We start from the raw sequence: 21,123 nt of genomic DNA on the forward strand, positions 1-21,123 counted from the left end.
CTAGACATATTTCAACTCTTTTGCAGCTTGAAAGCTCCCAGCCAACTTCTTTGAGCGGCCAGAGGTTTCTATCCGACCCTTTGTCTTGCGTTCCGTCCAGTAGTCACCAGCCAATCCCGGCCGCCCTTGCAGAGATATATATAGCATCATTGCTCCACGATGCGGAGGGTTACCCTCCTGCTCAAGTGCATGACCCTCGCTCCGGTATGTAAACCACAGCGTTGATCGACCCTCCCCCTGTAGGATATTCGCACTCGTAGAAACAGAGTCTGAGATGGCGAAGTAGACCTCGATGCAGAGTTTCGAATAGGACTGGTGAACGACGATGTAGCAGTCCCCCTCGACTGGCTTGCCATCGGCGTCGGTCCAGCTCGATCGAAAAGTAGCCTTCCACGTTCCGCGAATATTCGGGCGCTTAACCAGCCATGCCGGAAACCAGCGCCAAGCAAAAAGGTCAAATGCTAGAAGCAAAAGAACGACGATCGAAGCTACGCCACCGACGAGCCTCAGCCATGTCTCGTTAAGAGGCATGCCCAGGATGAAAGCCAGGCCAAACCAAATGCCTGCTGCAAGAAAGATTAAGCCACGCGTCCAGGCACTGTTTGGCATGGTCAGTCTAGCTCCAGGTATGCAAGGGCAGTGCGAGCGAAGAAGTCCGCCTGCGTTTCAGTCCATGGTTGGGAGTCATGGAACAGGTACTTGATGTTGTTGGCCTCAACCCACCCATCCCGTTCCTTGTACGTCCGAGCGATAGCGTTCAACGTGCCACGCACTCGCTCTGTCCAAGTCGCATGGTTATTGAAAACGCCGTTTGACACGTTGAACACAAGAGACTCGATCAGAAACGAGGGCACGGCATCGATTGCGCCAACATCCACCATTTCATTTTCGAGTCGCTTCAAAATACGCACCGTTCGTTTGTATCGTCGATATGTTCTCTCGTTCTTCGCAACCCCCTCGGACAGATGCTGCTTAGGAAAGTTATGAATCTCGCCCCCGTTATCGGGTCGGATCAGAATGCCCTGACGCTCAGAATGTCGGCTACTGTGTGAGATGAGGGTCTGACAGACAACCACATCCGCCTTAAGGCTTCGTGCAGATTCCCGGACATGTATGGCCTTGTTGCCGCGCTCGACTGCGGCCCGCCCAAACCGGTCTACCAGCGCCGCCTCAACCTCGTTCTTAAACCGCAGTACGTTGTATGACCCGGTGTAGACAGGGATCCCGAAATCTCTCAGCGAGAGCCCCGAAGCGCCATGAATGAACTCGTGTCGAGTCAACCCGGTCAACTCGACAGCAATGTCCACATCACTGTCCCGCACGACGTTTGTGTGATTTGGATATGACCCTTTCGGGTACACATCGTAGGAATTTCCATCGAAAGAGCAGGCCTTGATCGCCTCGGAGATCTGTTCCTTGGTCCACTGGTATCGCACATCTTCACTGTCGCTCGCTTTTCCGGTCCAACCGGCGAGAGTCGCTTCGTTCTTTCTTGGCATTGATTTGCCCCCAACTAATATGAAGTTATATTCTTCTGTCCGCAACATTACGTCAATAGCCATCATGACAGGCAGTGCGCTTCAGATGGTTGCAGGGACAGTAACGCACGGGTCCGACAGCTTAGCGCTTGTCAGGTGCTCAGAGGGACGCGAGGGAAAGCGATCATCCATTGCTCCCCGTGCGGATGTCGTAGAACTTCGTCACCATCTGCAATCCTTCGCCTACTCCTTGACGTCTCTCCTCCCCGCCCGCAGGATGGCCCCGTCGCAACATCCCGCAACCAGCAGGACAGGGAGTGGAACATGCGCCTAACGTTGATCGGCATGGATCCGGAGTCGAACCCGACCGGCTCGCCCACGGTGTACCGCACCGACCGGGACAGCTGGGTGGTGCAGGGTTGGGTGGTGTCGGACCCGGCCGTGTTGGCACAGATGAGCATCCCGGAGGGTGAGTCCTGCGTGGAGATCCCTGACCGGATGCTCCAGTTCTTCAGGCAGGAGGACCGTGGCCTCGATCAGTGAGGGCGAGTTCGATCGGCTGCTCGTGACCTTCGAGCGCGACGCCGTCCACCTGGAGACGCGCGACGCCTACGGCACCGCGGTCGAGCTGCCCTACATGGCGAAGTGGGCCGCCGGCGAGCCGGATGACCTGGCGTGGCTGGAGGACTGGTGCGAAAGCCTGCGCGAGCACGTCAAGGCAGGCCGGTCGGTACGCCGCGCCCGCATCGTGTCTGAACCACTCAGCGACTATCAGCGCTGGTCGCACAGCATCGCCGAGCCCATGGTGGACGCTGGCGAGGACATCCGCTGGGTGCCGCGTCGGTTGGTGTCGTCGCTTGCACTGCCGGGGAACGACTACTACCTGTTCGACGACCGCGTGGCGGTCTTCCTCATCTACGCGGGCAACGGCCTGGCGGTAGACCGGGTGGCGTCCGACGATCCCCACGACCTGCGGCTGTGCCGGTCGGCGTTCGAGGACGTGTGGAAGTTGGCCATCCCGCACCGTGACTACCAACCCGTCTAGCGCTGCCCGCCAGGGCCAGGAGGCTCTCGGCGTCCGCCTCCGTGAGCTACGCAAGGAAGCAGGGCTCACGGGGCGGGCGCTGGCGGCCTTGACCGGCCAGCACTTTACGCGGGTCAGCAAGATCGAGCATGGCGTCCAGCCGCCGACCGACAACGACATCCGCGCCTGGTGCCGAGCCTGCAACGCAGAAGACCAGATCCCGGACCTGACCGCCACGCTGCGGGCGGTGGAGTCGGCGTACCTGGAGTTCCGGCGCCAAAGCCGCACGGGCATGAAGCGAGTACTCGGCGCGCATACCCTCGCCCTGTACGAGCAGACGTCGGTGTTCCGGATCTACGAACACAACGCCATCCCTGGGCTCTTCCAGACCGCCGACTACACAGCGGCGATGCTGTCGTTCTGGATCGACTTCCTGGAGACACCCAACGACCTGGACGAGGCCGTGGCGGTGCGGATGGAACGTCAGCGGGTGCTCTACCAGCGGGGCAAGCGGTTCGTAGTGGTGCTGGAGGAGCAAGCCCTGCGTACCTGGTTCGGGGACGCCACTACCCAGGCCGGGCAGCTGGACCGCCTGCTCGCGGTGATGTCCCTCCCGAACGTCTCGGTGGGCATCGTCCCTCTAATGACCGAACGCCCGGCGGTCGCCTCCACCGGCTTCTGGATCTTCGACAATCTGCTCGTCGCCCTGGAGACGCCCACAGCGAGCATTGAGGTGACCCGACTCCAGGAGATCGAGTTGTACGCCCGGATGTTCGACCGCCTCCAGGTGTCGGCTGTGTACGGCCCCGAGGCACGGGCGATCATCGGCCGCACGATCGATCAACTTAGCCAGTAGCGTCGCAACACTTCGCAACATCGTGGACGACGTCGGCGGCCTGCTCATACCGTCATTGCGGAACTTCGGTAAGACGGACGCCAGGTGCGAAAGGCGGTCGTTGCAGTGGACTCCGGGGACGGCACCCAAGCCGGATGTCCACTGACGACGGGACGAACGGCCGGCCATTCGCCTGGCCATGACGTCTCGACGTCTGTCCGTTCGGTGACGAGGTTCCCTTGGGCTGCCGGACGGCCCGCGGCAACGGTGTCCGTCCGGCAGCCACCCTCAAACAGGCGAAGGGTGAACCGCAATGACGCTTGGTGCGCTGGTTAGCGCCATCTTGTTGGGATTCTTGGCTGGGCTTTTCAGCTTCAAGGTCAAGGAGCGGTGGTGCCCGGAGTGCGGCGCGTCGACCCTGCGGAAGGCCCCGGCCGACGTCCTCAGGAAGCGGGACACAGTCAGCAGCAGGACAGGCACGGCAACCCGTCAGCACGATGAACGCGAACGGTAAGCCCGGCAGGAGCGACGGGCACCCGCCTTCCCCACCTGAACTGCCGATGCCCAAGCCGGGTGACGTGCTGGAGATCGACAAGGCCGCCAGCATCCAGTTCGCGGGCGACCGAGGGTTCCGGTTCCGAGTCATCAAAGTCTGCCCGAAGCCGACGTACTGGGGGTGGGTGTGGCTGACGGGGTACGTGCTCGACAGCAAGGGACAGGCCAAGGATCGGCGGGAGATTTTCGTGCAGCGGGAGGGGCTAAAGTGGGTAAACCACGAGGAGTCTCAACATCGGCGGAACCATCCGAGCCATAAGCAAGCGAGCCGCGATCGAAGCTAAAGCTGTCCCATTCCAGTCCATGAGGCCAAGTGTCACCTCGGTACCATGACCTTGAGGTAGTCAAACTCGCAGACAGGAATATCTCCGCGACTCCCTCAGCAAGGATCGATGCCATAGGTCGCATCGCTTCGTCGCTCACCCTAAGCCGCATAGCGCGATACCCGTTAACGAGGAAAGCAATCTCGTCACCGCCTCTAAAAACCGCCACTGTCGTCCAATCCCTGCGGTCCGGCAAAAAATAGACAGAACGACGTACGAATGGCAACTCAGTGAGCTGACTCAAGGGTTTCACCGCCTCGGTTTGCACGGTTCGATCGAGCGGATCGCCCAGCCGGAGGCTAACTACTTCGGGCCGGTATCGTTTACCTACCTCGTCATATTCCTCTGAGTTGACGCGAAAGAAAAGATCATGGTCTCCGGTCTTCAACCTTATCCCACATGAGGTGATCGAACCCTCTGCGCGAAGTCGGGTTTCCACGTAGTAGTCTTCCAGAAGCGTTGCGTCTCCACCGTAGCTCTGTATGGCGATAGTAGGCGAGTCGCCCAGGTCGAGGCGCAGGGCGTCGCCACCGACGCTGCATGCGTTTGGCAGATTTTCTTCAATCGTGCGACAAGCCCCGGAGCGCTCAAATCTGTTCTCGTAGAGCGTATGCCACGAAGAGATTTCTTTTCGAATGTATCCGGACTTATTTACAAGCACCGTATCATTCCACAAGATACCCATATGTAGGGGGAAAAACAGAATCGGCAAAACCCCCGCCACGCCGAGATTGAAACGAAAACGTTCACGCACCGCGAGAGTCACTGTACCAGCAAGTAGCGAAAAGACTGCAGCAAAGGTGTAGCCTATCGGATGGCTCGCAGTCCTCTGCACTTCCCAAAGCACTCCAATCGTACTTGCCGGCGAGAAGTCGAACGCGAGAATAACGAAGAGTGAACTCATGAATGGCACTAGCGCGAAGGTTGCAGTCGCACGAATCCGCCACCAATGCGGCCTCACAAAAGCTTTCAGGGAGACCCAGAATCTCACCGAAGAGTAGACCTCATCTTGGCGCAAAACTTTTTCAAAATCGTTAGGCGTGTAGTTCCGCAAAACCGAAGACGGCACACGGAAAGCGGCGGCCAAGTTTTTGACCTCCTTCTCATCCGCAGCCAGCGAGTGAAGTAATTCCGACGCGGAAACGACACCTTCGGTTCTTGAGTGGCCCTTCCCTGGGACTCCAGCGTCATTATTCGGGATTCCCCCATCGACACTAGCGCCCATGGCTAGGGTGGGGATTTCCAGCGTCGAGTTGATCCGGCTCACTTTCGGGGAATGAAAGCGTTCTCGCAGGGAGGACTTATTATCATCGGAGTCGAGGTATGCATGGATTGCGTCGAGCATCGCTGCGGTCAGGATTGGCTCCGCCTTGCCATCCTTCCAATTTTCTGAATGCCGGATGATCGACTTCGCACTTGGTGTCTTATTGAGCCACAGCGCAGCTTGAAGTCGCCGCGGCATTAGCGGACCAGTCGCCGCCAAGCATTCCGAGGTCAAACGCTTGAGGGCTCGAATTTCTCCAAGCGTATTAATAGCTTCCCTGCCACTCGGATAGACGAGTTCGCTAAAAGCGGCAACTCGCGACACGTCTTGCCGGGGCACCCCATTCTTCCTATATGCATCAAAAGCTTCACCCCTGGCAGACCTAATCACCTGCAATAGTACATAGTGCATGGCCTCAGGGAGAACATCATCGAACGCGGCATCGGCACCGTAAATATTTCGACGCAGGACGTCGATGAGCGGTGCGCATCGCTGCTCAAGCAATACGGGAGAAACTGTCTTGCCAACCAGGTCAATCAAGCCCTGGATCTGCTCTCGGCGAGTTTCCTCAAGAGTCACTTCAGCTGACCTCCCACCCAATCCAACGAGAGATTACCTGGCCACTGACAGTGACCTCTAGGCGGGGCACTTAAGCGATGGCTGCGCAGTAGTCAGCCCTGCAGATTTAACCAAATTTGCACGATATTGACTTTTTGCATATTATGTTCATAATAATCCCCTGCAAGGTTAGCCTTCTGAAAGGACTTGCGGTGGAGCATCTGATTTCACTCGAAGACGAGTTCATCGCGTTCGTGGAAAATAGATACGCGGAAAATTCATTCTGCGACATGCTCGATTACTGGGCAGAGTTCGGCAATGCAGTCGAGTACACCGCTGGCGACTTTACTCTGTGGGTACAGACAATTTTTTACCTGCGAGAAAGCCCCAGGACTGCCGTAGCCCTAGATCGAAACGACCTGAGCCTTTCCTTCGCGAAAGGCGTACCTGACTGTCTCAATCCACTCATCTGGAACTACTACGTCTCAAGGTATTCGTCGGCTCGGGCGTCAACCACCCAGCAAGCCAAATCTTGACACCCGCCCACCCCAACCCGGGGTGGGCTCGTCATTTTGCGGCTTGTCCTGGCGCTGTCCAAAGCTTGTCCAAGTCCTGCATACGGCCGTCTGGCCTGGTCAGAATGTGGCCAGAACCGCGCTAGCTCTTGGCGGGTGTTGGTCCGGGTCCTAGCTTCGTTGGCGATCCCATTTGAATCGCAGGCGAAAGGAGTCACATGTCCAACACCATCCGCCGAGACGTGTCCTCGGCTGTTGCCAGGCGACGTACGTCGTCGGCTACGACACGGGCAGTCGGTAGGGCTGTCGAGCAGGTTGCGGGTAGCGCAGTGATACACGCGGCCGAGGTTGAGGCCGGGGCCTACGTGGCCCACGTCGGTATGCGGTACACCGAGTCCTTGACACAGCAGGAGCTGCAGGCGGCCGAGATGTACCCTGAGCGCGCGTATCGCTTCAAGGCCATCGCGGACAGCTTCACGGCGCTGGTCGTCAACGAGCTGCAGGAGATGGGGTACGAGTGAAGGCCTTGGTGGTGTTCGTCGTCGCCATCGTGGTCATGGCGAGCCTCATGGGATTCGGTGCGCTGCTGTTCTACTGGCTCATGGACGAGCCGACCGAGCGGGAGCAAGCACTTGAGCGCCAGATCCAGGCCCTGAAGCGTGCCAACCGAATGGGTGTGGCCTACTTCAACGCCCAGGCGCGGATGCACGACGAGATGACCCGAGCCTCCAACGCGCGGAGAGGGCCTACCGGTCGCGCCACTGTCGGCCGGACCGGTGTCCCGCGCCGAGGCGTCATCGACGGCGACTGGCGGTGAGCCGGGAGCCGGTGTCCACCTGGCGGTCGAGGCTGCTGGGGGCGGTACTCCTTCTGGTAGGTACGGCCCTGGCGGCGCGGGTGGTCTGGGAACTGCTTCGCCCGCTGATCTCGTTCCTGACGGTCATTCTCGTTCTGTCGCTCATCTACTGGCTGGTGTTTTCGCGGCGACGGTAGGCGGCAGACAAAGCAAGCCGCATTAGCGGTCTTGCGTAAGTTATCTCACTCAAGGAAGGGAGACACAGTGCCTCTATGCCTAGAAAAGGCCGGAAAGAAATCATCGGCAAGCGCGAGGACCTTGCACGACGGCTGCAGGAGGAAGAGCTTCGCGAGTTGATACACGAGCTGCGGCAAGGGTGGCGCAAGAAGCGCCGCAAGCCACAGCCGGATAAGTAGGTAGATCACGGCCGCATCCACGCCACCAAGCCCGCAGGGCTCCCGGCTTGGATGCGGCCGTCATCCCGCTACAAATACCGACACTCGCCTCGTGGTAGAAGGCTGCCGATCGGTGATGCGGAAATTACTTAACTATCTTGACCAAATTCAAAGATTCCCGCATAAGTGAAGGCGGGCGGGACTGGGCTGCCGGGCAGTATCGGGTCGGTTTGTAGGACGTGATGACTGCCCCGCAGCAAGTGAGCCGGAGTAACCGGTCATTGGATATTTAAGCAAAATTCGACCGCGCAAATCAATGCGCAGGTCTTGTTCAAGATACCCAAACGGCCGCCGCTACTCCGGTCCGCCTCCTAATCGGAAGGAGGACAAGACGTGAGTCAGATCAACAACAAGCCGGTCGCAGTGACCGGCTACAAGGAGAGGAGCCACCCAGAAATCAGGAAGCTGGCGAGAGCCTGCATCGAGCTCGCACAGCTGCGCCAGGGCAAGCAGTCGCCGGGCGAGAAGCCCAGCAAGCCGGAGTCCGTTGCGGAGGATGCGGCATGAGTCGCCTGAGCTGGTACTCACTGAGCTTGCCGCGCGACATGGAGCTGGCCGACGTGACAGCAGTGCTGCGCCCGCTGGCCGCCCGGCCACGCTTCGGCGTGGCTGGCGCGGTGCCCTTGGTGGTGCTTGAGGTCTGGAGCATTGGCGGGCGGGTGTCGTGGCGCCTGGGGCTGGACTACCGGATAGCGCGGAGCTTGTCGCAGCAGATGGCTGCGCACCTGCCCCGGCTGGGTGTTCGGGAGGAACAGGAGATAGAGCGCCCGGTGCTATCCACGGCGGCCGAGATGCGGATGCACGGCTTTGCAATGCCGCTGCGGCTGGAAACCGCCGGAGCGGTGGCCTCGGGACTGCTCGCCGTTCTCGGTGGGCTCGCCGGTTCGGAGACCGGAGTCGTGCAGTGGACGGTCGGGCCCGGTCGTACTCAGCCGCACCCGCCTACCCGACTGGACGTCGGGGAGATCCTCGGGCTGCGTGCGCGCCACGCACCAGATGCCACCGCCCTCAGGTTGTGGCGAGAGAAGGTCACGGAAGCACTGTTTGCGTGCCGGGGCAGAGTCGCGGCAGATGGTCCGACACCGGCCCGAGCGGCGGCGATCGTGCGGAGCCTGGGCGATGCCCTCGCCCTTGCCGACACCGCCCACGCCGGACTACGCAGAAGCCGGGCCAGTGCCCGGTATGCCCGCCGAGTCATCACCGCTGGACGTGCCCCGCTGACATGGAGCTGCCTGCTCTCGGCAGCCGAGCTGGCGGCCGTGATCGGCTGGCCGCTCAAGGAGACGCCGAGCGAACACCTGCCCCTCACCGGCGGCCACATCAACGAGGCCCCGCAGCAACTTCTCGTCGACGAGGACGAGGAAGCAGGCGACGACGGCCGGGTGCTCGGCGAGAGCATGCACGCCGCCCAGCGCGGCCAGCTGGTGGCCATGCCGGTTGAGACTGCCCTGCACCACGTCCAGATCGTGGGCCCGACCGGATCTGGCAAGTCGACACTGCTGGCCTCGATGATCCTGGCTGACATCGCGGCGGGCCGTTCGGTGCTGGCGGTTGAGCCACGCGGGGACTTGATCAATGATGTGCTTGCCCGGATTCCACAAGGCCGGCGCGACCGGGTAGTGGTCATCGACCCAGCGAGCGGCGACCATGGCCGGGCCATCGGCGTCAACGTCCTGGCGTGCCCGCGAGAAGACGCCGAGCGCCACGCCGACGAGGTGGTGCACCTGCTGACCGAGCTGCACGGCGGCAACCTTGGCCCTCGCAGTACCGATGTCCTCCTACACGGGCTCATCACGGCTGCCCGTCTGCCGGACGGCACCTTGTGCGACGTACCCGCCTTGCTTACCAATCCGGCGTTCCGCCGCCAGGCCCTCGCCCAGGTCGGTGATCCGCTGGTGCTATCGCCCTGGTGGGCAGGCTTCGACACCTTGTCCGAGCCGGAACGCGGCCGGTACGTCGCCCCGCTCATGAACAAGCTCCGCCCGATCCTCAGCCGGTCGCACCTGCGCCGGATGCTTGGCCAGTCCGCGCCGAGGTTCGGCCTCGACGGGCTGTTCAACACGCCCGGCACGGTCGTCCTGGTGAACCTCAACCGCGGGCTGCTCGGCACACCAGCCGCGAACATGCTCGGGGCGCTGGTGCTCAGCCAGGCATGGTCCGCCATCCAGCGACGGGCCGCACTGTCACCAGAGAAGCGGGAAGCCGTGTCGATCGTCGTCGACGAGTTTCAAGACTTCCTGCGCCTTCCGGGCGGAGTGGACTTCGGGGACGCTCTCGCTCAGTCCCGCGGCCTCGGGGTGGCCTGGACACTTGCCCACCAACACCTCGACCAACTCAGTTCCGCCCAACAGGCGGGAGTACTGGCCAATGCCCGGTCCCGGATCGTCTTTCGCCCCTCGCCCGGTGACGCCAAGCCACTCGCTGCGGCCCTCGGCGGCGGCGTAACCGCCGACGATCTGCTCAGCCTGCGGGCCTACCAGGCGTGCGTACAGCTCCACCTCGACGGACAGCCGACGCGACCCTTCTCGATCCGCACCCGGTCGCTGCCGCCCTGGACCAGCGACCCAGCCAAGCTCCGCCAGGCCAGCGCCGAGCGCTACGGCATGGACGGCGAAGAACTCGATCAGGCCCTCACCCAGCGGTGGCAAAGCAACCACACCGCCACCAACGCCCCGGTCGGCTTCAAGCGGAGGGAGACCACATGAGCCCGCATCCCGATTCCTCTACCCCTACCGGTCGCCCTGCCTGCCGCGTCGAGCCAATCACGCCGCCGACCTGCGAACGTGTCGTCGTCGCGCCAACGACTGTCGAGCCGTTACCGGCTCGACCCCGGAGCCCACGGGCACAGCTCCTGTGGAAGCGGCTCAGCGACCGCGACATGGCCGTGCTGCACTCCCTGGCCATGCTGCGCCTCCTGACTGGCGATCAGGTGCAGCGGTTGCACGTCGCGGACGGATCGGCTGGAACAAGGGCTCGTCGGGCACGGGCCTTGCTGCAGCGCCTGGCCGAACTCAACCTGGTCGTCCGGCTCGACCGCCGCATCGGCGGCGTGCGCGCGGGCAGCGCCGGATACGTCTACGGACTGAGCGGCCACGGCCAAGCGGTGCTGGCCGTCGACGGGCCCATGGGCGGACGGCGCCGGCGGGCATGGGAGACCAGCCCCAGCTTCATGGGGCACGTCCTCGACGGCAGCGAGGTGTATGTCCAACTGGTCGAAGCGGAACGGGCAGGTGTACTGGAGATCCTGGATTTCCAAGCCGAACCCGCAGCCTGGCGATCGTTCCCCGGTCCCAGCGGACAGGCAGCCATCCTGAAGCCCGACGCCTTTGTCCGTCTCGGTGTCGGTGAGATCGAGTCCAGCGCCTTCCTGGAAGTCGACCGCGGCACCGAAAGCGTGCCGACCCTCGTACGTAGGTGCCGCATCTACGCCGCCTACTGGCACAGCGGCATCGAGCAAGCCGCGCACGCGGTATTCCCCCGCGTGCTGTGGCTGGCCAGCGGCGCACGCAGCGTCGAACGCGTCTCCAGGGCGCTCACCCAACTCCCCGCTGACATCCAACACCTGTTCCACGCATCGTTCCTGGAAGACATGGTCACGGTGCTCACCGCTACGGCCCGGGGAGGCCGCAGTGCATGAGCGGGGCAGAACGGACCCGGCTTCCGCTCGGGCAGATCGTCGTTGGAGACGCACGCCAGCGGTTGGCCGAGCTACCGGATGCGAGCGTCGACACCTGCATCACCAGCCCGCCCTACTGGAACCTCCGCGACTACGGCCACCACGGGCAACTCGGTCTTGAGGCCGACATCAACGGCTGGGTGCGCAACCTGGTCAGCGTCTGCCGCCTGGTCGCCCGGGTACTCAAGCCCGGCGGCTCACTCTGGCTGAACGTCGCGGACTCGTACTCGATCCACCAGCGCCAGGGCGCACCGAAGAAGAGCCTGCTGCTTGGCCCGCAGCGGCTCGCCCTGGCCCTGCTCGACGACGGCTGGCTCATCCGCAACCAAGTCGTCTGGGCCAAGACCAACCCGATGCCGTCCAGCGTGGGCGACCGGCTGAGCTGCACCTACGAGGCGATGTTCCTGCTGGTGCGCTCACCGCGCTACTACTTCGACCTTGACGCGATCCGCCTGCCGCTCATCACCAAGGCGAAGAAGCGCCCCAACGCCTCCGGCTACCGCTACCTCCCGGAGGACGCGCTGCCGCCGGACATCGGGTTCGACGACGACCAAGGTCTCAACCAGCTCAAGGCCGAAGGCCGCGCCGGACACCCGCTCGGTAAGAACCCCGGGGATACCTGGTCCTTACCGACCGCTGGCTACCGGGGTGCCCACTTCGCCACCTTCCCGCTAGTGCTCGCCGAACGTCCGCTGCTGGCCACCTGCCCGGAAAGAACCTGCGCGTCATGCGGCACCCCGTGGAGGCGGGAGGCCGTCGACCGCCAGCAACCGATCCCGACGCTCGGCACGCTGCGACCTGGCTGCCGGTGCAACGCCACCACGCAGCCGGGTGTTGCGCTCGACCCATTCATGGGATCCGGCACTGTCGCCGTGGCGGCCGAGAAGCACGGCCGCCACTGGATCGGCATCGAGCTGAACCCGGCGTACGCAGCCCTTACACAGGAACGGCTCGGCGCATGGCGAAAGCGGCAAGGCCGATGAACCCGCGTCCCGGTACTCCCCGGTGCCGTGCGGCTGTTGTCGCCACCTGCATCAAGAGCGGGTGGCCAGCCGCACCAACACCGAGGAGGGAGTTCCAGAAGATGGAACCCGGAAACGGCAAGACCGGCGTCAAGACACTCGGCCTGAAGCTGCCGGACGAGCTGCACGCCCAGTTCGCCCTGGTGGCGCAGCTCGACGGACTGAGCTTGACCGACGCCATGCGGCGGGCGGTGGAGCTGTACGTCGAACACAAGCAGGCACAGCCGGACTTCGCTGCGCGAGCCGCTGCCGTGCTTGAGGAGATCGAGCGGGAGGCCGCCGCCCGGCGCGGCGCGATCCAGGCGCTGTTCGGGGACACCGGCACGCTGCCCGTCGAGGCAAAGGCTGCGGGCAAGCGGCGGGGCAACGAGGCCCCCGCGCAGGCGTAAGGCATTGCCGCGAAAGGGGGTGGAGGGTTCGCGCGACACGCCGGCCTTCCACCCCCACTTATCCACAGCAAAGCTGCAAAAACCACAGCTTCCAATTAGATTTCGGCCTGACAAAATAGAAGGGAATATGAATGAAGAATCAAGATCAAGAAGATTTGCGCCGGGATCGGCGAGAACATATCCTGCCTGGCCCCAGGACGCGCGGAGGCGCGATGAAATGAAGGAATGGGAGGAAGAAGTGCCTGCTGACCTGCCGGTTTGCACGGACCAAGATCAGGGAACGGATCAAGATCGGGAAACCCGAGACGATGTCACTTTGCGCAGCATGGCATACCAACGGCTGCAAAAGACAACCCGCAAGGACATCATCGAGGGTCTCCGTAACCAGACATCAGACCAGCCACGAACAAGCAGTGCCATCGCTACCGCAAGCCAGGCACCACCGCGCAGCAGCCGCAGCAAGGCTCCAGCAGTTAACGACACGAGCGAGGCGTTCCTCTATGCTCGTGTCAGCACCCGCGACCAAGCCCGTACAGGTGGTGGCGAAGAGGGGTACTCGATCCCCTACCAACGAGAAGCCTGTGAGGCGAAAGCGCAAGCGCTCGGTGCCGTGATCGTCGGGGCCTACATCGATGCCGGAGAAAGCGCCAAGTCGACCCAGCGGCCGCAGCTTCAGGCGATGCTCAAGGATCTCAAGAAACGTCCTATCCGCTACCTTATCGTCCACAAGATCGACCGGCTGGCCAGGAACCGCGAAGACGACATGGCGATTCGGCTGATGCTCGCCCGCGCTGGCGTGGAGCTGGTCTCCTGTACTGAGAACATCACCAACAGCGCCCACGGCCGGTTTCTACACAACATCATGGCCGACACGGCGGAGTTCTACCGTGAGAATCTGGCCGAAGAGGTCATGAAGGGCCTTGTGCGCAAGGCCCAGGAAGGCGGAACACCATTCCGCGCTCCCCTGGGCTACTTGAACGTACGCGAGTTCGTCGAAGGCATAGGTGTCTCCCGGGTCATCCTCGATCCCGAGCGGGCACCCATCGTGCGCTGGTGCCTGGAGCAATACGCCACCGGTGAGTGGACCGTAAACGAACTTGTCATTGCGGCTCGCAGCCGAGGCCTGACCGCCCGTCCCACACGGACCAAGCCCTCCGAACCCATCAACCCAACGAGTATGCACAACCTGCTGCGCAACCCGTACTACATGGGCGTGGTTGCCTACAACGGCTTCCACTACGAAGGACGGCACGAAGCTCTCGTGACTCCCGAGACGTGGTTGCGCATCCAGGATGTACTGGCGGCACACCGGCATGCTGGCGAGAAGGACCGTAAGTGGCCCCACTACCTGCGTGGCTCGATCTTCTGCGGTTCCTGCGGCGGTCGCCTTGTCTTCAGTCGCCATCGAGGCAACGGCGGGATCTACGAGTACTACCACTGCGTCAAGAAGAAGCTGAAGGCCAACAACTGCCGCCGAGGTGGGATTCGGCTGCACGCTGTCGAGGATGGGATCGCCCGGTTCTATCGGACGTTCGAGCCCAGGCCGGAGAGGGTCGCAGAGGTGCGCGACGCCGTCCTGACAGAGTTCGAGGCCCAGCGCGTCGACGCCGAGGTGAACGCCGAGCGCGCCAAGAAGCGCCTGGCTCGGCTCAAGGATGAGCGAGCGAAGCTCATGCAAGCCCACTACGCGGGTGCTGTGCCAGTCGATCTTCTCAAGACCGAGATGGACCGACTCACCCACGCCCTGGCCGAAGCAGAGACGCAGATCACCACGGCGGCATCGAGCCTGGATGAAGTGACCCAGACGCTGGAGGACGCCCTGTTGGTCGCTGGCCACTGTCAGCGGCACTACGCCGCCGCTCCCCCGCCAATCCGGCGTCAGATCAACCAGGGGTTCTTCAAGAAGCTCTACCTGGGCCAGGACGGGACCGTCGAGCGATACGAGCTGACAGAGCCGTTCCGGCAGCTTCTCGGCCCCATGCCGCCGTGCATGCCCTCAGCGACGGGGCCAGTCGGAGACGAGGCCGCCTCAACGGCTGCATCGCCGACCAGCAAGTTTGATCTACAAAAAGAACACACCAGACCGGACTTTGATCTTGTCCGATCTGGTGTGCATCAGCAATACGTGGTGGGCGATACTGGGTTTGAACCAGTGACCTCTTCCGTGTCAAGGAAGCGCGCTCCCACTGCGCCAATCGCCCGTGATCGCGAGCGGACGACGGGATTCGAACCCGCGACCCTCACCTTGGCAAGGTGATGCGCTACCAGCTGCGCTACGTCCGCGTGTCACCGGTTTCCCCGGCGACGGGTTGAACTCTACCCGATGGCAAGATCGCCGCCCGCCCGGCCCCACCCCGTCGACGGTGGCGCTGCTCACCGCCGGGAGACCGACTCACCTCGACAGCGCACCGCATCCCGCCGAGAAGTCTGTCGGGGGTACCGGACCGAGCAGCTTCCCGCTCGCGGTCGGCGCGACCGAGCCGGTGGAGTACCGGCGGGTCGAGGAGCATCGGGCCGTCGCCCGCCCCGGTGGGCCGGCCGCCGGAGCCGACCGGTCGGCCGGGATGCGGGTACGACGGAAAAGGCTCGTCACCTGATCAGGTGACGAGCCTTTTCACTGGTGGGCGATACTGGGTTTGAACCAGTGACCTCTTCCGTGTCAAGGAAGCGCGCTCCCACTGCGCCAATCGCCCGCGCTCTGTACTGCCGAGGTGGGGACGGGATTTGAACCCGCGTACACGGCTTTGCAGGCCGTTGCCTCGCCTCTCGGCCACCCCACCGAGGTTGCCCCCGTCGTGCGTGGCGGCAGCTCCGAGCGGACGACGGGATTCGAACCCGCGACCCTCACCTTGGCAAGGTGATGCGCTACCAGCTGCGCTACGTCCGCGTGTCGCCGGGTGAACCCGGTGACGGATGGAAACTTTAGCCGAGCCGTCGGACCGATGCCAAATCGGGGGTTGCCCCGGCGCGTCCGGGGGTGGACGGGTGTCCACCCCCACCTCCCCTAGAGCATCCTAGGAGACTTGGTGGGCCAGGCCGGAGCGATGCGACCCCACACCCGCCCTGAGCAGGACGGGAAGGCGTCCGGCGTGCCAGGAAGTCGTTGTCCGGCTTCCGACTGCCGCCCGTCCGGCCGGGCGAGTCGGTAACTCCCTGTGCTCGCGTCGATAGGTTACCGTAGCGGCGTGACGAGACGTGCCGCCGCCGATGTCCGCCTGGATTCCCTGCTGCGAACGGCCTGCGACGTGATCGTCGAACGTGGACTGGCCAACACCCGCACCGCCGACGTGGCCGCCGCCGCCGGGGTCAGTCAGGCGCTGGTCTTCTACCACTTCGCCACCAAGGAACGGCTGCTCGCCCAGGCCTTCGCGTACGCCGTCGAGCAGGACCTGGCCCGGCTGGACACGGTGCTCCGGTCCACCGCCCCGCCGCTGGCCAAGCTGCGCCGCATTCTGCGCCTCTACACCCCCACCGGCCGCCCCTGGTCGATGTGGATCGACGGGTGGGCGGAGTCGCTGCGTACCCCGGAGTTGGAGAAGGTCTGCCGCCGGCTCGACCTGCGCTGGCGGCAGGACCTGGCGGCGGTGATCTCCGCCGGGGTCGCCGACGGGACCTTCGACTGCGCCGACCCGGCCGGCGCCGCCTGGCGGATCAACGCGGTGATGGACGGGCTCGCCGTCCAGCTCGCGGTACACGAGCGGGTGATCTCCCGGCGGCAGTTCGGCGAGTGGATCCGGCTGGTCGCGGCGCGCGAGCTGGGCCTCGAAACCGTCCAGCTCGCCTGACCGCGCCGGACCGACCGGCGGGCGGGCCGCCGCAGGACCCCGGCCACCGCCGCAGGACCCCGGCCACCGCCGCAGGAACCCCAGCCACCGCGCCGGACCGGCCGGCGGCGGGGCGGCGGAAACCGCTCGCACCGGCAGGTCGGGCGGGACAATCGAGGGCATGGACCTGCTGGACACCTACCGCCGCAGCCTGGCCGAGTTCACCGACCGGGTGGACCAGGTCGCGCCCGGGCAGTGGGGGGAACCGACCCCCTGCCCGGACTGGGACGTGCGCACCCTGGTCGACCACGTGGTGAGCGAGGACCGCTGGACGGTGCCGCTGCTCGCCGGGCGCACCGTCGGCGAGGTGGGCGACCGGTTCGGCGGGGACCAGCTCGGCGACGATCCGGTCGCCGCCGCCCGGGAGGCGGCGGCCCAGGCCGAGATCGCCGCCAGCCACCCCGGCGCGCTGGACCGCACGGTCGCGTTGGCCGCCGGGCCGACCGCGGCCGGCGAGTACCTGCACCAGCTCGTCGCCGAGCACCTCGTACACGGCTGGGATCTGGCGGTGGCGGTCGGCGCGGACCCCCGGCTGGACCCGGCGGCGGTCGACGCGTGCCTGCGGTGGTTCGCCGGGCGGGCCGCCGGGTACCGGCGGGTGGAGCTGGTCCGGCCGGACGTGGCGGTGCCCGCCGACGCGGACCGCCAGGACCGGTTGATCGCCGCCTTCGGCCGCGACCCGGACTGGACCCCACCGGCCTGACCGGGGCACGGCCGGCGGCCGGCCACCGGACCGGACCCCGGCGGGGCGCTGCGCGGCGGCGAGCGGGAGTCGGGGGCAGGCACCCGCACGTCGGCGCGGTGGCCGGTCAGCCCTCGACCGGGGCGCGGCCGTGGCGGCGGCGCAGCCGACGCCGGGCCGGCGGGTGCACGTTGGCCAGGTCGAGGTCACCGCCGTAGTGGGCGAGCACCCGGGGGTCCATCACCCGCCGCCACACCGGCGGGAGCAGCGCCGCGACCACCATGGTGGCGTAGCCGGCCGGTAGCTGTGGTGAGGCGTCGAAGCTGCGCAGGGTCTGGTAGCGGGATGTCGTTGCGGTACGTCCACGGGCTGCGGCCACGCCGCCGGAACCGGCCGGCCTCCAGCACCGGTGCCCCACCAGGCCAGGAAGCCCTCGAAGGGCAGGGTCGGGACGAGCAGGGCCAGCGGCCAGAGCGGCTTGCCAGTGTCGCGCCAGGCGGTCGGGGCGGCGCTGGTGTCCATCGTCGACCTCCGATCTCGCGGGGTTGTCCCGACCGTGGCAGCCGGTGCGCCGTTTTACAAGAGGCGGCTTCTTGTAAAGAGATCGGGGGTGACCTCGGCGGGGTCGGCCGCCACTGATGACCTTGCCCCGGTCCGGCTCGCCTGGTATCCACTTATGCGCATGCGTAGGAACGCCTGCCCCGGGCCGGCCCACCCGCCGGCCACCGCTCCCACAAGGAGGTTCCGTGCCCAGACCGGAGTGGACACCCCGAACGAGCCGGCGCCGACGCCGGCTCGTTCCCGTACTGGCGACCGCCGCCGTGGTCGCCGCCCTGCTGCCCGGCGGGGCCACCGCCACGGCCGCACCGGGCGACGCCCCGACCCCGAGCCGCTCCGGCGCGTTCACCGACGACACCCACCAGTCCGCCGACGTCGACAACCGCGCCGGTACGGCGGCCCCCGACGCCCGCCAGCGCGGCCTCGCCCGGGCCACCGGCGCCGACGTCCGGTGGAACCGGCTGGGCACCCCGCACGCCCTCGGCCCGGCCCGGGAACCGCTCGCCACCGGCCTGCCCGCCGACCCCGAGGCCGCCGCCCGGCGCTACCTCACCGACAACCGGGACCTGTTCGGGCTGGACGCCGGGGCGGTCGCCGCGCTGGACCGGCTGCTGGTCCGGCCGGTCGGCGACGGGGCGGTGGTGACCCTGCGGCAGCGCTTCGGCGACCTGCCCGCCGGCCACGACGGCCTGGTCACCGTGGCGGTCACCCGGGGCACGGTGCTCGCGGTCAGCTCCTCGCTGGCCCGGGACTCCGCGGCCCCCGCCCCGGCCACCCGCACCGCCGAGCAGGCGTACGCCGCCGCGCTCGCCGACGCCGGCCTGGACGCCGCCGGGGTGGCCAGCCACAGCGTCCGCCAGGTCGCCGTGCCCACCCCGGTCGACGGCAACCGGGCCGCGTACGAGGTGACCCTGATCGGGAAGGCCACCGACCACCCGACCGCCGTCACCAGCTACGTCGACGGGATCACCGGGGCCGTGCTGGTCCGCGAGGACCTGGTCGACTTCGACTCCGACAACCCGAGCTGGGCGGTCTACCCGGCCACCCCGCCGCAGGACCTCGCCCCCGGCCTGGACCCCCGGGTCCGCTGGTGCGCCACGACCGCGCCGAACTGCGCCGCCGCCTTCCGCGACCCGGTCGGCGGGCAGCCCTGGGACCTCGACCTGGCGACCGGCGCACCCACCGGCACCTCCCGGGGCAACTCCGCCAACACGGTGGTCTCCTGGGGCGCCGGCAGCCCGATGGTGAACGCCCCGGACAGCCCGCAGCGCCGCTACGAGTACCCGTTCACCGACCAGTGGCACCAGGCCCGCTGCAACCCGGCGGTGTTCACCTCCGCGCAGCGCAACGACGCCGACGCGGCGACCGCCAACCTCTTCGCCATGCACAACCGGATGCACGACTGGGCCTGGCACCTCGGCTTCACCGAGGCCACCTGGAACCTCCAGGCGGTCAACGTCAGCGGCGCCGGCCTCGGTGGCGACGCCGAGCAGGGGCGGGCCCAGCAGGGCGCGCTGAGCGGCAACCGGAACAACGCCAACCAGGGCACCCCGCGTGACGGGCTGCCCCCGACCACGAACATGTACCTGTGGCAGCCGCAGGCCGGCGGGCCGTACCCGCCGTGCGTGGACGGCGACTACGACATGACGGTGATCGGCCACGAGTACACCCACGCCATCACCAACCGGATGATCGCCGGCCCGGACACCGGGATCAGCGGCCACCAGGGCGGGTCGATGGGCGAGTCGTGGAGCGACCTGCTCGCCGCCGAGTACCTCTACGAGCACGGGATCCGCCCGCCGGGCGAGACGCCGTTCGTCACCGGCGGCTACGTCACCGGCAACCTGGTCAGCGGCATCCGCAACCACGACTTCAGCCGCAGCCCGCTCAACTACTCCGACGTCGGCTACAACACCGGCGGCCCGGCGGTGCACGCCGACGGGGAGATCTGGAGCGCGACCAACTACCGGATCCGCGCCGCCCTGGTCAAGAAGTACGGCCAGGGCACCCCGCAGCGGCAGCTCGACTGCGCCCAGGGCAGGGTCGCCGCCGACACCTGCCCGGGCAACCGGCGCTGGGTGCAGCTCGTCTTCGACTCGTTCCTGCTCCAGGCGGCCAGCCAGGTCAGCATGCTCGACATGCGGAACAACCTGCTCACCGCCGACCTGCTCCGCTTCGGCGGGGCCAACCAGGAGCTGATCTGGGCCGAGTTCGCCCGCTCCGGGATGGGCCGGGACGCCGCCACCAACGGCGCCGCCGACACCGACCCGACGCCGAGCTTCGCCAGCCCGGCCGGCGGCAACGCCACGCTGACCCTGCGCCCGAAGGGCGACAGCGCGGACGCCCCGATCCGGCTCTACGTCGGCGACTACGAGGCCCGGGCCACCCCGGTCGCCGACACCGACCCGGCCACGCCGCTGCCGGACACCTTCGAGGCGGTCGCCGGGACGTACCAACTGCTGGCGGTCGCGCCCGGCTTCGGCCACCAGCGGCTCGACGTGGTCGCCAAGGCCGGCAAGCAGACGTACGTCGACCTGCGGCTGAGCCGCAACCTGGCGTCCACCGCCGCCGGGGCGACCATCACCGGTGACGGGGTGAACCTGGACCGGATCGGCGACGACACCGAGGCCACCAACTGGGCCTCGTTGACCGGGGTGGCCGGCACGGGCGTCACCGTGGCGCTGCCCGGCGACGCGCCGCAGGTGGTGAAGCGGATCAACGTCAGCGGGATGCTCCGCCCGGCGATCACCGGCGACGCCGACGCCGGTTCGCAGAACGCACTGAGCGCGCTGCGCGCGTTCGCGGTGTCGGCCTGCAACGCGAAGACCACCGACTGCGCCGACCCGGCCCGCTGGGAGCGGATCTACACCAGTGCCGACGACGCGTTCCCGGGTGGGAAGTACCGGGCCTACACCCGGGACATCAACCTGCGGTCGTTCCGGGTGCCGACCACCCTCGCCACCCACGTCCGGCTGGAGGTGCTGACCAGCCAGTGCACCGGCGGGCCGGCGTACGCCGGTGAGCAGGACGACGACCCGGCGACCAGCACCGACTGCGCGACCGCCAGCCCGGCGCGCGACCAGGTACGGATCGCCGAGTTCCAGGTGTTCGACAAGTGACACCCGCCGGGGCCGGGTGGTAACGCCACCCGGTCCCGGCGGCCCCGATC

17 protein-coding genes, 5 tRNA genes and 2 pseudogenes are annotated in these 21,123 nt (G+C 65.8%); 15 read left to right on the plus strand and 9 right to left on the minus strand.

Going from position 1 to position 21,123, the window contains the following annotated elements:
• Both ACIQG9_RS12900 and ACIQG9_RS12905 read right to left on the minus strand, forming a co-directional pair.
• Positions 1–609, minus strand: a complete 609-nt coding sequence (locus tag ACIQG9_RS12900; protein WP_400401104.1) for a hypothetical protein — start codon at positions 607–609, stop codon at positions 1–3.
• Between the two features lie 2 nt (positions 610–611).
• The gene (locus ACIQG9_RS12905; protein WP_400401106.1) at positions 612–1,562 is read right to left on the minus strand and encodes a hypothetical protein; all 951 of its coding nucleotides are present in this window, start codon (positions 1,560–1,562) and stop codon (positions 612–614) included.
• Positions 1,563–1,802: 240 nt separating this feature from the next.
• On the opposite strand from ACIQG9_RS12905, the gene ACIQG9_RS12910 reads away from it, so the two are divergent.
• Genes ACIQG9_RS12910 through ACIQG9_RS12920 form a run of 3 tightly spaced genes read left to right on the plus strand, consistent with a single transcriptional unit; the run spans position 1,803 to position 3,358 of the window.
• Complete coding sequence (locus ACIQG9_RS12910; protein ID WP_400401108.1) at positions 1,803–2,021, plus strand: hypothetical protein; 219 nt, start codon at positions 1,803–1,805, stop codon at positions 2,019–2,021.
• Positions 2,005–2,523 (plus strand): DUF6879 family protein, encoded by a 519-nt coding sequence (locus ACIQG9_RS12915; protein ID WP_400401110.1) that lies wholly within the window; start codon positions 2,005–2,007, stop codon positions 2,521–2,523. The genes ACIQG9_RS12910 and ACIQG9_RS12915 overlap by 17 nt, the downstream gene beginning before the upstream one ends.
• Positions 2,504–3,358 (plus strand): helix-turn-helix domain-containing protein, encoded by an 855-nt coding sequence (locus ACIQG9_RS12920; protein WP_400401112.1) that lies wholly within the window; start codon positions 2,504–2,506, stop codon positions 3,356–3,358. The genes ACIQG9_RS12915 and ACIQG9_RS12920 overlap by 20 nt, the downstream gene beginning before the upstream one ends.
• Before the next feature lie 624 nt (positions 3,359–3,982).
• Here the strand turns inward: ACIQG9_RS12920 and ACIQG9_RS12925 are convergent.
• Positions 3,983–6,058: a hypothetical protein gene (locus ACIQG9_RS12925; RefSeq protein WP_400401114.1), complete on the minus strand. Its 2,076-nt coding sequence runs from the start codon at positions 6,056–6,058 to the stop codon at positions 3,983–3,985.
• A gap of 191 nt (positions 6,059–6,249) precedes the next feature.
• On the opposite strand from ACIQG9_RS12925, the gene ACIQG9_RS12930 reads away from it, so the two are divergent.
• The 9 genes and pseudogenes from ACIQG9_RS12930 to ACIQG9_RS12970 all read left to right on the plus strand — a co-directional run.
• Positions 6,250–6,573 carry a hypothetical protein gene (locus ACIQG9_RS12930; RefSeq protein ID WP_400401116.1) on the plus strand — a complete coding sequence of 108 codons (324 nt, stop codon included), beginning with the start codon at positions 6,250–6,252 and terminating at the stop codon, positions 6,571–6,573.
• Positions 6,574–6,770: 197 nt separating this feature from the next.
• Entirely contained in the window at positions 6,771–7,073 is a 303-nt protein-coding gene (locus ACIQG9_RS12935) for a hypothetical protein (RefSeq protein WP_400401118.1), read from the plus strand.
• Entirely contained in the window at positions 7,070–7,369 is a 300-nt protein-coding gene (locus ACIQG9_RS12940; RefSeq protein ID WP_400401120.1) for a hypothetical protein, read from the plus strand. The genes ACIQG9_RS12935 and ACIQG9_RS12940 overlap by 4 nt, the downstream gene beginning before the upstream one ends.
• Before the next feature lie 767 nt (positions 7,370–8,136).
• Positions 8,137–8,310 carry a hypothetical protein gene (locus tag ACIQG9_RS12945; RefSeq protein WP_400401122.1) on the plus strand — a complete coding sequence of 58 codons (174 nt, stop codon included), beginning with the start codon at positions 8,137–8,139 and terminating at the stop codon, positions 8,308–8,310.
• Positions 8,307–10,508, plus strand: coding sequence for a type IV secretory system conjugative DNA transfer family protein (locus tag ACIQG9_RS12950; RefSeq protein WP_400401124.1), 2,202 nt, complete (start codon positions 8,307–8,309; stop codon positions 10,506–10,508). Before ACIQG9_RS12945 ends, ACIQG9_RS12950 begins: the two co-directional genes overlap by 4 nt.
• 173 nt (positions 10,509–10,681) lie before the next feature.
• Positions 10,682–11,440, plus strand: a complete 759-nt coding sequence (locus ACIQG9_RS12955) for a replication-relaxation family protein (protein ID WP_400401126.1) — start codon at positions 10,682–10,684, stop codon at positions 11,438–11,440.
• The gene (locus ACIQG9_RS12960; RefSeq protein ID WP_400401128.1) at positions 11,437–12,462 is read left to right on the plus strand and encodes a DNA-methyltransferase; all 1,026 of its coding nucleotides are present in this window, start codon (positions 11,437–11,439) and stop codon (positions 12,460–12,462) included. Before ACIQG9_RS12955 ends, ACIQG9_RS12960 begins: the two co-directional genes overlap by 4 nt.
• A gap of 101 nt (positions 12,463–12,563) precedes the next feature.
• Positions 12,564–12,890: a hypothetical protein gene (locus ACIQG9_RS12965; RefSeq protein ID WP_400401130.1), complete on the plus strand. Its 327-nt coding sequence runs from the start codon at positions 12,564–12,566 to the stop codon at positions 12,888–12,890.
• A 325-nt stretch (positions 12,891–13,215) separates the two neighbouring features.
• Positions 13,216–14,349: pseudogene (locus ACIQG9_RS12970) on the plus strand (recombinase family protein); the annotation flags it as partial.
• 667 nt (positions 14,350–15,016) lie between these two features.
• Here ACIQG9_RS12970 and ACIQG9_RS12975 read toward each other — a convergent pair.
• The 5 genes from ACIQG9_RS12975 to ACIQG9_RS12995 form a co-directional block, all read right to left on the minus strand.
• A tRNA-Val gene (locus tag ACIQG9_RS12975) sits at positions 15,017–15,091 on the minus strand.
• A 9-nt stretch (positions 15,092–15,100) separates the two neighbouring features.
• Positions 15,101–15,173: transfer RNA gene (locus tag ACIQG9_RS12980), tRNA-Gly, on the minus strand.
• A 335-nt stretch (positions 15,174–15,508) separates the two neighbouring features.
• Positions 15,509–15,583 (minus strand) — tRNA-Val (locus tag ACIQG9_RS12985).
• A gap of 16 nt (positions 15,584–15,599) precedes the next feature.
• A tRNA-Cys gene (locus ACIQG9_RS12990) sits at positions 15,600–15,670 on the minus strand.
• 34 nt (positions 15,671–15,704) lie between these two features.
• A tRNA-Gly gene (locus ACIQG9_RS12995) sits at positions 15,705–15,777 on the minus strand.
• Between the two features lie 298 nt (positions 15,778–16,075).
• Here ACIQG9_RS12995 and ACIQG9_RS13000 point away from each other — a divergent pair.
• Positions 16,076–16,675 (plus strand): TetR/AcrR family transcriptional regulator, encoded by a 600-nt coding sequence (locus ACIQG9_RS13000; RefSeq protein ID WP_400401132.1) that lies wholly within the window; start codon positions 16,076–16,078, stop codon positions 16,673–16,675.
• A gap of 160 nt (positions 16,676–16,835) precedes the next feature.
• Complete coding sequence (locus tag ACIQG9_RS13005) at positions 16,836–17,417, plus strand: TIGR03086 family metal-binding protein (protein ID WP_400401134.1); 582 nt, start codon at positions 16,836–16,838, stop codon at positions 17,415–17,417.
• 106 nt (positions 17,418–17,523) lie between these two features.
• Here the strand turns inward: ACIQG9_RS13005 and ACIQG9_RS13010 are convergent.
• A pseudogene (locus tag ACIQG9_RS13010) lies at positions 17,524–17,739 on the minus strand (alkane 1-monooxygenase); the annotation flags it as partial.
• Between the two features lie 403 nt (positions 17,740–18,142).
• Between ACIQG9_RS13010 and ACIQG9_RS13015 the strand changes: the two are divergent.
• Positions 18,143–21,073, plus strand: coding sequence for a M36 family metallopeptidase (locus ACIQG9_RS13015; protein WP_400401136.1), 2,931 nt, complete (start codon positions 18,143–18,145; stop codon positions 21,071–21,073).
• The last annotated feature ends 50 nt before the right edge of the window (positions 21,074–21,123 follow it).

Source organism: Micromonospora sp. NPDC092111 (assembly GCF_044755745.1).
In the GTDB taxonomy this organism is placed as follows: domain Bacteria; phylum Actinomycetota; class Actinomycetes; order Mycobacteriales; family Micromonosporaceae; genus Micromonospora.